At 47.8% G+C, this 10529-nt stretch carries 9 protein-coding genes and 1 pseudogene; 3 read left to right on the top strand and 7 right to left on the bottom strand.

All coding sequences use genetic code 11. From position 1 onward, the window contains the following. The 3 genes and pseudogenes from NFR98_RS04475 to fumC form a co-directional block, all read left to right on the top strand. Positions 1–312 (top strand): annotated as a pseudogene (locus NFR98_RS04475) (DUF4351 domain-containing protein); the annotation flags it as partial. Beyond that, a complete protein-coding gene (locus NFR98_RS04470; protein ID WP_014095817.1) occupies positions 309–584 on the top strand; it encodes a hypothetical protein in 276 nt (91 codons plus the stop codon). The pseudogene NFR98_RS04475 and the gene NFR98_RS04470, both read left to right, overlap by 4 nt. 470 nt (positions 585–1054) lie before the next feature. Next, entirely contained in the window at positions 1055–2443 is a 1389-nt protein-coding gene (gene fumC / locus NFR98_RS04465) for a class II fumarate hydratase (RefSeq protein WP_014095816.1), read from the top strand. 55 nt (positions 2444–2498) lie between these two features. Here fumC and NFR98_RS04460 read toward each other — a convergent pair whose 3' ends face one another. From NFR98_RS04460 to NFR98_RS04430, 7 genes are all read right to left on the bottom strand, one after another. After that, positions 2499–2705: an alpha/beta-type small acid-soluble spore protein gene (locus NFR98_RS04460; protein WP_014095815.1), complete on the bottom strand. Its 207-nt coding sequence runs from the start codon at positions 2703–2705 to the stop codon at positions 2499–2501. Between the two features lie 222 nt (positions 2706–2927). Beyond that, positions 2928–4022, bottom strand: a complete 1095-nt coding sequence (locus NFR98_RS04455) for an ABC transporter ATP-binding protein (protein ID WP_014095814.1) — start codon at positions 4020–4022, stop codon at positions 2928–2930. Between the two features lie 309 nt (positions 4023–4331). Next, the gene (locus NFR98_RS04450; RefSeq protein WP_014095813.1) at positions 4332–5219 is read right to left on the bottom strand and encodes a helix-turn-helix domain-containing protein; all 888 of its coding nucleotides are present in this window, start codon (positions 5217–5219) and stop codon (positions 4332–4334) included. A 65-nt stretch (positions 5220–5284) separates the two neighbouring features. Beyond that, positions 5285–6466, bottom strand: coding sequence for a YheC/YheD family endospore coat-associated protein (locus NFR98_RS04445; protein ID WP_014095812.1), 1182 nt, complete (start codon positions 6464–6466; stop codon positions 5285–5287). Continuing rightward, on the bottom strand, positions 6463–7824 hold the full coding sequence (locus NFR98_RS04440) for a YheC/YheD family endospore coat-associated protein (RefSeq protein ID WP_251459771.1): 1362 nt from the start codon (positions 7822–7824) through the stop codon (positions 6463–6465). The genes NFR98_RS04445 and NFR98_RS04440 overlap by 4 nt, the downstream gene beginning before the upstream one ends. A 34-nt stretch (positions 7825–7858) precedes the next feature. Continuing rightward, positions 7859–8956 (bottom strand): YheC/YheD family endospore coat-associated protein, encoded by a 1098-nt coding sequence (locus NFR98_RS04435; protein WP_251459770.1) that lies wholly within the window; start codon positions 8954–8956, stop codon positions 7859–7861. Then, positions 8946–10289, bottom strand: coding sequence for a YheC/YheD family endospore coat-associated protein (locus NFR98_RS04430; protein WP_035182110.1), 1344 nt, complete (start codon positions 10287–10289; stop codon positions 8946–8948). Before NFR98_RS04430 ends, NFR98_RS04435 begins: the two co-directional genes overlap by 11 nt. Positions 10290–10529 lie beyond the last annotated feature (240 nt).

The raw sequence follows: 10529 nt of genomic DNA, 5'->3' as shown, positions 1-10529 counted from the left end.
GGTTTCTTTGATTATTATTTAAAATTGAACGAAAAAGAGGAGGCGGAAGTAATGGAAAACATTAAAATGCTGGATCCGGACGAAGCGGAGCAAGTATTGAAGCTGCCGAATTCCTATTTTGACCGCGGGTATAAGAAGGGGAAAGAGGAAGGCAGAGAAGAAGGAAGGGAAGAAGGGGAAGAAAGGTTAAGAAGATTTATTGTTAACTTGTTGAAAAATCAAGTGGATGTGAAGGTCATTGCCCAAGCATCCGGCTTGAGTGAAGATGAGATCATGAAAATCAAAAGGCAGATAGAAGGGGAAAAGCCTTGAACCCGAGTTATGACGAAGCAGAGCAAGTATTAAAGCTGCCGAATTCTTACTTTGATCGCGGGTATAAGAAAGGAATTGAAATAGGAGTAGAGAAGGGAAGAGAAGAAGGAAGGGAAGAAGAAAGAAAAGAATTGTTACAAACGATTCCAATTGCCATCAAAATGTTGCTGGCAGGTACGGAGCTTCAATTAATTGTAGAAAAAACCGGCCTGAGCCAGACAGAAGTGGAAAAAATAAAACAGCAACTGGAGACAAAGCAGGACAAGTATTGAAGCTGCCGAATTTTTATTTTGATTTCGCGAATATATGAAATAAAATAAATGCACACCATTGCGAACAGGCTGCTCAGGGCGGTAGCGACCCGCAATGCATTGAAAAAACGGCCGGCCTGAGTCAGCAGGGGTGCCGTTCAAGCGGTCGTTAGCGGGGAATGATGTCTGTTACAATCCGGCAAATCCGGAGAGTGGCAGGCATTTTTTCAGGACTGTGATACCGGCAAACGGTAAATGTACGGCATTGGCCGGCTCGTGAACGGATATGCCGCTTTTTTGGTGCAAGTTTCATTCCTGAAAATTGTTTTCAAAAAGGAATTGATCAGCGACTCGCGAGCGTTGAGGTGTTGCTTTGCGGGAATTTATAGTAAAATAAACTTGCAGCTACATACCGGCAAGTTTTTTAGGCTTGCCACCGTTTCCACCGTTTTGCAAAACTCAATTGTAAGCACATACAGGAGGGGAAGAAAGTGGAGTACCGAATTGAAAAAGACACACTCGGAGAAATGAAAGTGCCGCGGGACAAATATTGGGGGGCACAAACGCAGCGCAGCAAGGAAAACTTCCCGATCGGCGGGGAAAAAATGCCGATGGAAGTGATCCGCGCTTTTGCCCATTTGAAAAAGGCGGCTGCCGTCAGCAACAATCGCCTCGGCAAATTATCGGATGCCAAAATGAAGGCCATTGTCCAGGCTTGTGAAGAAGTGCTGGACGGGAAATTTGATGAACATTTTCCGCTTGTTGTCTGGCAAACAGGCAGCGGCACCCAGTCAAACATGAATGTGAATGAGGTGGTGGCAAGAAGGGCAAACGAAATTCTTTCCGGAGAAAATAGTGCTGAACACGTCCATCCGAACGATGATGTGAATATGTCGCAAAGCTCGAACGATACGTTCCCGACTGCAATGCATATTGCCGCCTACCATGAACTACAGACAAGGCTGTTGCCGCCGCTGGAACAGCTGAAAGAAACGCTGCTTGAAAAAGAAAAAGCATACATGAAAATCATCAAAATCGGGCGCACGCATTTGCAGGATGCAACCCCGCTTACTCTCGGCCAGGAAATCAGCGGCTGGCGTGCCATGCTGGAAAAAAGCGAACGCATGATCAAAGAAAGTGCAAAACATATTTTGAACCTGGCGATCGGCGGCACGGCTGTTGGTACCGGCATTAATGCGGACCCGACTTTCGGTGATAAAGTTGCGGAAGAACTGGAAAAACAGACCGGCTACCCGTTTGTTTCTTCTGATAACAAATTCCATGCGCTCACAAGCCATGACGAAATCGTTCATGTCCACGGGGCATTAAAAGGCCTTGCTGCAGATTTAATGAAAATGGCCAATGATGTCAGATGGCTTGCAAGCGGGCCGAGAAGCGGAATCGGTGAGATTACGATCCCGGCCAATGAACCGGGCAGCTCGATTATGCCTGGCAAAGTCAACCCGACCCAGTGCGAAGCGTTGACGATGGTAGCGGTCCAAGTATTCGGGAATGATGCCGCAATCGGGTTTGCCGCGAGCCAGGGCAACTTTGAATTAAATGTATTTAAACCGGTAATTATATACAACTTCCTGCAGTCCGTCCATCTGCTCGGCGATGCGATGAAGTCATTTGGTGAAAGATGCGTGCGCGGCATCGAACCGAATGTAGAAACGATCCGGGAAAATGTCAATCGTTCCCTCATGCTGGTGACGGCCTTAAATCCGCATATCGGTTATGAAAAAGCGGCCCAAATCGCGAAACTTGCTTTCAAGGAAGGTACGACGCTGAAAGAAGCCGCCATTAAAACAGGTTATGTAACCGAAGAACAATATGAGGAGTGGATTGTGCCGGAAAAAATGGTCAATTTAAATCACTGAAAAAAAGGGAGGCGATTGCCCCCCTTTTTTTCAGCCATTTTATTGGTTTGTTTTATTACGAATGGAAAGTACCACCAAGTTGTTGTTCAGCCATTTGCACAAGGCGTTTTGTAATTTCTCCCCCGACAGATCCGTTCGCGCGGGATGTCGTATCTGCGCCGAGGTTTACGCCGAATTCTTGTGCAATTTCGTATTTCATTTGGTCGAGAGCCTGCTCAGCACCGGAAACTAACAATTGGTTTGAATTGCTGTTGTTTGCCATCTGTGTCATCTCCTCGTTGTAAGTTTTTGGTTGGGTCGGCTGGAATTGCACCAGCAAGCGGGGAATTCCCCGCCACCTTCTTGGTTGAACCCAGCGGAATTTGATCGATGTACTACGTATTATGGAGGAAAAAATTTTAATTATACTGGTTCCTGGATGGTAATCGCTGGTGATTTTTGCAGTGAAAAAATGCCGGCTGCAACCAGCAGCCGGCATTTCTATTCACCCAATCCTTAATTCTGTTTCAGCATCAAAGAAATGGGCTTTGTTCATATCAAGCCCGAGCGTAATTTCGTCACCCGGTTTGACAACCGTCCTGGAATCGATGCGGGAGATAAACTCTTGCCCGTTGATTCTGGAATAAAGCATTGTTTCAGCGCCATGAAGTTCGGAAACATCAATCGTGGCTTTGATGGTAGCGCCCGGCATTGTCTCAATGAAAACAGGTTCATCGTGGATGTCTTCGGGGCGGACGCCGAGGATGACATCTTTCCCGATATGGCTTTTCAAGTGTTTCATTTTTCCTTCCGGCACATCAATCTGAACCGATTCGTTTAAGTGGAATTTGCCGTTATCCAGTTTACCGCGGAAGAAGTTCATCGCTGGTGAGCCGATAAAACCGGCGACGAACAGGTTAGCAGGTGAGTCGTATACTTCACGCGGCGTTCCGACTTGCTGGATGACACCATCTTTCATGACGACAATCCTCGAAGCCATCGTCATTGCTTCCGTCTGGTCATGCGTCACATAAATGGTCGTCGTTTGCAAACGCTGGTGAAGCCGGGCAATTTCGGCCCGCATTTGCACCCGCAATTTTGCGTCCAGATTTGATAAAGGTTCGTCCATGAGGAAGACTTTTGCATCCCGTACAATCGCGCGGCCGAGGGCAACCCGTTGCCTTTGTCCGCCTGATAAAGCTTTTGGTTTCCGTTTTAAATATTCTTCAAGGCCAAGAATTTTTGCGGCTTCCTGTACCCGCTTGTCAATTTCCGCTTTCGGCACTTTGCGGAGTTTCAGCCCGAATGCCATATTGTCGTATACCGTCATATGCGGATAAAGCGCGTAGTTCTGGAATACCATCGCGATATCACGATCTTTCGGCGCGACATCGTTCACCCGTTTGCCATCCATGTATAAATCGCCTTTTGAAATTTCTTCAAGCCCGGCAATCATCCTGAGCGTCGTCGATTTCCCGCAGCCGGAAGGACCGACAAATACAATGAATTCCTTGTCATTAATATGTAGATTAAAATCGGATACAGCGGTTACATTATTGTCGTAAATCTTATAAATATGCTCAAGCGCAAGTTCTGTCATCGTAAAATCCTCCCCCGTTATAAGTTGTCTTTATTATAAAGAAAACCATTTCATAATGGGAACGTCAGGATGCACAAAAAATTCAGGGCGATTTTCGGCACTCTGCCCACACGATTTTCCCGGTTGACGCAGTGAAATGAGAGAGCCGGGATCCTGGCAATGTAAAAGCAGCTCGTTTTCCATTCTTCTGGTTGCCGCATTCATTACAACATGGGAGCTGATGCCGGCATGCCACTCTTGATACAACCATTTTTTGTAAAATAGGCCTATTCCATCTCAAGGCAGATCACGTAAGACTTATCGGAAGGGTTAGCCGCCAAAGGTTTCGAGACAGGCGAAATACGCAAAGATCGCATCTGTAAAATGTTTTAAATTCAAACCCGTTTTTTCTTCGAATTTTTCAATCCGGTACTGCAAGGAATTGCGGTGGATGAATAATTGTTTTGCCGTCAGGCTGGCATTCGCAAAATTTTCAAGATACCGTTTGATCGTTTGCCCCATTTCCCGGTCTTCTTCAAACAGCCCGTGCAGGGATTGAAAGAGCAGGCCCTTTTCACTTTCAGGCAAATTAGACAGCAAATAAAGGGGAAGCAGGGAATGAACCGTGAACAAAGCGGACGTTTTCCGGCGGCTTTTGGCAAATTCGAAAAGCCGGCGTTCGAATGAGAAGTGGTGCTTTAATGCTGCCATTTCCTGAAATTCGCCTAAATACAGCAAAACAGGGGTGTAGAAATCCCCTTCAAACGCACGGAGGGATGCCGTCAGATCGTCTTTGGTTGCAATTGTTTCACTTTTTTCTTCAATCACAATGCCTTCCAGCTGATTGGTCACAATCACCAAGACATCAGGCACAAACATGTTTTTGATAGCTTCCTGAACGCCGGATACATCCGACCCTGCTTTTGCCAGCGCAAATTGTGTAACGCGATATACGCCGTCATGGACAGGGGCATCGGCATCCGGCAAAAACAGGTAGTCATACCATTTGGATGCTTCGCTCGTCGTGCCGGCAGTATTTTCTTGAAATTTTGGGAATAATGTCTTTAACAGCAGCGTTTCTTCCGGTGTCAATTCGACCGGATCAATCCCGAAATACTTTTTTTCTTCTTCCATCCAAAACCACAACAAAGGTTTCGCCGCAATCGGTTCATTTGCAATGCAAGCATTTGGATACCTCGTTTTTAATCTTTCCAGCATGTTTGGACCCCTCAGTTTTTCATTGGATATAGTCTATTTTACTCAATTTTTTTAAAGGGAGGGAATCATTTTGCCAAAAATCCGGTAACGGCATAAAACAAATCGGCAAGTTTCTGGGTTTTTGCTGTTTCAATTTCAGGTTCATCAAAGGACATTGGTTTCGCATTCAGTTCAAACAAATAAAAGCTGTCTTCATTGCCGGGTGCGATGTCAGCGGTAAATTCCCCGAAAAAGCCGTATGATTCCGCTAAAGCATTGCCGCATGCTGAAATGAGCGGTGCAAGCTTTTTTTCAATCTCCGTTTTTTCCCGGGAAGATAGCACCAGCGTTTCCCCGCCCTTTGCCGTATGGGTTGTCATGCCGCCGGGGCGGGCAACCCGCACGCCGATGCCGGTAACCCGGTAACCTGTTCCGTCGTAATGGACGTGGACACGGTAGTCATATTTCCGACCATCAAGCAATAATGTTGGCACGGTTTCTTGGACAATGTACGTTTCTTTTTCCGCAAGCAGGCCAATCTCCTGCCACACATCCGAAAAGCTGGCGGGCAAGCGGGCGGATTGGGGCGTGTAAAATGTCCATGTCTCACAGGGTCCCTCTACAATGCGGCGGATGCCGTATCCTTGCGAACGGGCGGCGGGCTTGATATAGACATCCTTGTGCGTCAATAAAAAAGCGTGCAAGCTGTCTTCATCAGAAATAAGCGCCGTTTCCGGAAGAAAACCAGCAATCGCCGGGTCCTGCTTCAATTTTTCGTACACATCATATTTATTTAAAAAATGCGGGTTGAAAAAAGGAATCCTTTTTTGCCGGAGAAGCGTGGTGAAGCGGTGGAAATCTTCGCCCGATTCTTCCTCCCGCTTCCGGATCCGGTTATAAACCACGTCCGGAAGCGGGAACATTGCCCTGTGCCATTTTTCTTGTTTTATATCCCAAAACACACCGGTAATATGTGCTGAAATATCGGCAAGGCTGAATAAAAAAGACAGACCGCCCTGTTTTTCCTGCAATGCTTGTTGAATGGCGATAAAAAAATCACGATCTCCGCTGATGGCTTTCTTTGATTTACTGATAAGTATCCCGATAAGGGGGCCGGCCGATGCTCCTTTTAACATCAGGCGGTGAGGCGTTTCCTCACCGGGTTTCGCGGAGAAAGGAATCAGTTCCGCTTCTTTTCCCCAAAAAAGCGGGGACGGGGTAGTGCGCTTAAACATTTTTTCCTTGCGGTCAAACCAGATGACGGTCATGGGAACATTTCCCCTGGTGACTGCACCTGCCGTTCCGTCAAATAAACGGCAAATGATAAGCTCATTTTGCGCGTCAATAAATCGCACGCCTTCATGAACGGATGGTTGAAAATGGAGCGCCCGGGCTTTGAATTGGCTTCAAACAGCCATACTTTTCCGTCCGTACTGATGCCGAGGTCAAACCCGATTTCTCCAATGATTCCTTCGACATGTTCATCGATGGCACGGGAAAGTTTGAGGGCGGCTGTTTCCAGTGCATGCCGGTACATCTCCTGTTGTTCCGGGTTTTCCGTAAGCTCGGGAAGTGTTTTAATTAATCCGCCGCTTCTCACATGCGTTGTCGGGCTTCCCGGGCCGGCCACTTTTGCCGCGATTGCTGTAACGACCCAGTTTCCATCCCCGTCTTTATTGGTATGGACCCGGAAATCAACCGGCCGCCCTCCGTCTGTTACGAGAAAAATGCCCTGCTGGACAAGCAGCCGGTTCCATTGCTTTTTGGAAAAAACACGGTTCATTAAGTTTTCAAGGCTGCTGAATTTTAACAATCGGTTGCCAGTGTCCCGGTACCGGCAATAATACGCACCGGAAGCATGGTGGTAAAGGATTTGATGGACGCCGAGGCCAAGGCTGCCATTCACCGGTTTGATATAGACCATCCCGTAGTCAGACAGCATCCGTTCAATTTGATGAAAAGAGGTGAGCGGGTTTGTTTCCGGCAAATATGGGCGCACATCCGGATCTTGAAACAGCCGCTCGTTAATTTCTAGTTTGTTGAAAAAACCGGGATTGTACCATGGAATGAAATATTCATTTTCCAATTTTTCTTTAATTTTCTGCGCATTTACAAGTTTTTCACTCTTCCGGTTCGGGAGCCGGTCGTAAATGGCATTGGGAAATGGAACTTCCTGTTTTTCCCAGCCCGCTCTCCCGTAAAAGTAGCCGGTGATCACACCCTGTTCCCAATCTATATGCTGTTCGCCGAATAAAAACGGCACAACACCGGCGTCCGGCTGGGCGGAAAGAAGTTTTGCAAACCACGCCGACCTTGTGCCGGCCGGCCGGTTTTCAAAAGGGGTGAAGCCGGCCGTAAAAATGCCGACAAGCGGGCCGAGCATCAGGATATCGCTGTTTTGGAAACAGTGAAGAACCGTTAAAAAGGCGGGCATTCTTAGCTCACCGGCAAGTGCGCTTGAGACGGAAAAAACATTGCGGCCATTTGGATGCGGTTCGATTTTTGCGGCAGCGATTTTAGAGCCGAATGCCACTTTGCCGGTGTGTTCAAGTATCGGAAGGCTTTGCGGCGTGTACAGGATCGGGTCGGATGCCTCAAAAAACTCGATTTTATATTTTTGGGCCATTTGCAAAACACCTCGTTTCATTTTCAGCTTCGTGCTATACAGTTTCGATATTTGCCCGCGCACGGCTTTCGGTTTCCTGTAAATGCCGGCAATAGGCAAGCGGGGCTTCAGCCATTTGCCCGGTTTTTTCCGGATGGAGAAGGCTGACCATTTTCCTGCCCGGTTTCGAATTGATGTCGAGTATCCAGATCGATTGGTCTCCCGCAATGAGCAGATCGATCCCCAGCTCAAACAGCGGTTGAAAAGTTTCTTCTAAAACAGCCGGCAAGGTGCTGATGATGTCAGAGATTTCCTGGCTGATATAAACGTGATTAAAATGCGGCGTTTCGCGTTGCCAGTTCTCGTATGTTGAGAGGCTTGCCCCTGCGCTCAAATTGGTTAGAATGCCGTTTTCCATGCCGGTACGGATGCCCCGCGCCACTTCCTGCCACTCGCCGCGGCTGTCTTTTTGCAAAAAGATGCGCAGATCAAAAGGCCGGTTTTTCCGGTCCATATTGTCAATCCTTGCCTGAATGAGAAAATCATGCTTTCCAAGCAGCGTGTTGAGCCACGCTTGAAATGGATCCAAACGGTCGAAGTTCCGCGATATAAGACTGCCGTTTTTCGTCGTACTTACAAGCAGGCCGCCCGTTCTCTTTTCGAGGGAGTACACTGCATATCCATGCGCACCGTTTGTCGGTTTTAAAATAATGGAGAGGTATTTGTTCAGCTCTCGCAAAACCGTTCCTGTGCTGTCCGCCTTTACTGTCTCCGGCAAATACGGAGAGATCTCCGGAATTTCCTTCAGGCGGTCATAAATCATGGTTTTATTCGGCAGCCCGTATCCGAGAAAGGTAAGGTCTTTCCGTTCTTTCAGCCATGCGACAATTTTTTTGGCATCTTTTGATGGCTGGTCTTCACCGTAAAAGCAGCGGTCATAAAGGAATTCCGGAATTTGGAAAACTTCTTCTTTCCATATGCCGCTTGCAGTGTCAAAATGGAGTCCTTTTGCTTTCTGCGTGCCGGGCAGTAAATCAAGGGGGGAGAATGAATAAAGATCGGTCCCGTATTTTTTTGATTCATGTGCCATTTGGTCAAAATATTCCTGCCGGGAAGCAGGATCCAGCGTTAGAATGCCTAATTTATCCGGCATGTTCCATTCCCCTTTCAGTCCATAGAAATAAACCGTAACGGTAAAGTGCTTTTACGGATGGGCGGATGCCGCCGCGGGATACGCCAAACGCGGCCTTAGACGGCTTAACGTTTGCTTCAATTACCCACGGTTTTCCTTCCCGGTCCACGCCTATATCGATCCCGAATTCCGCAAAATGCCCGTTTCCGGCAGAACAGAGCGTGATGGCGGCGGCTTCCGCCAGCTCGTGCATGAGTTCCAGCGCAAGCCGGCCTTTTTCCTTTCCGAAATGATGGAAGATCAGCGGCGCCGGTTTTGCCGGAAGCCCTCCTTGTGAGAGGTTTGATACAATCGCATCATCTGCCGCTGTTCTTGCGAGGGATGACGCGATCTGCCAATCGTTTTTTGCGCCGGTTCTCCAGACAAGAAACCGGAAATCGGTTTGCCTTCCATCTGCCGAAAGCAATGGAATGCCTTGTTGAAGGATATACGGAAGGTTTCCGGTGAGTTGGTCCATTTTTTTAACGGTGTCTTCCACATTTTCCGCAACTTCCGGCAAACTGTTTTCCTTGTGCGTATTATGGTCAAGGAGGAACCGGCCTTCTTTTTTTTCAATCCGGATGATGCCGCGCCCCTGGCTTCCGTTTTCGGGCTTGACATACAGGACGCTTGATGCCTCAAGTTTTTCCGCAAGGCACGCTGGCCCGTACCGGCAAGTTTCCGGTAAATACGGCCGCAAAAATCGGTTTGCATAAAGGCATTCGTAAACTTCCATTTTTGTTAAATACTTGGCGTTAAAAAAATCGATTCCCTTTTCTTTGTACGCCGCTGTTTTTTTCTCAAACTGACGGCTTTTTTCAGCCAGCCTGGAGTGAATGCGGTTATAGACGATGTCCGGTTCCGGCACTTCCCTTGTTTTCCAACGGTCGTCGGAAAACGTGCAGCCGGTACCGGCACGGGAATCCAAGCCTTCTACAAAAAGGTAGCCGCCTTCTTTTTCGAGCAGGTTGTGCAGTTCTTCGCAAAATGGCCGAATGTTTTCGGAAGGGGCACTTCCAGTGAGTTCTGTTAGGACGGCAATTACCGGGCCAAGTTCAAGCGCTCCCTGCCGGCAGAAGGCTCTCATCCGTGCGGGCGGAACAGGGAGCTTCAGATGTTTGTAACCATCCGCAGAGAGCATCATCACCGTTTTGCCGGATGCATCGGTTTCTACTTTTGCCGTGGCTGTTTTTCCCCCGAACCGGATGGTGAGCTCGCCGTTTGAAATGTGCAAAAAGGAAAGGAGCGCCCGTGGAATTTCCGCCGCCGCGCCTTTCGTTTCATCATCATGCCGGAATGCAATGGTTGATGCCAATCCGTTCCCTCCCTTCCTCCTGAAAACACGGGCACGAACACGGTCCATTTTTGACTTTATTGGGCTTTTGCTGATATCTTATGATTAGTACAGAAAATCGGTTCAAAAAAAATAGCTGATTTTAGAAATACCCGGCCGCAAAAAAGGGTATTTTTTCATTAAGTTTGCGGTTTTCCGCAGCATAGAACCAAAATCAACGGTTGTGTCCGCATAGCGGGCTGGAAACTTCCCGTGCTTCTT

This window comes from Weizmannia agrestimuris (assembly GCF_943193165.1).
GTDB lineage: Bacteria > Bacillota > Bacilli > Bacillales > Bacillaceae_C > Weizmannia > Weizmannia faecalis.
Note: the sequence above shows the minus strand (reverse complement) of the source record. Positions and strands in the feature narration are given on the sequence as shown.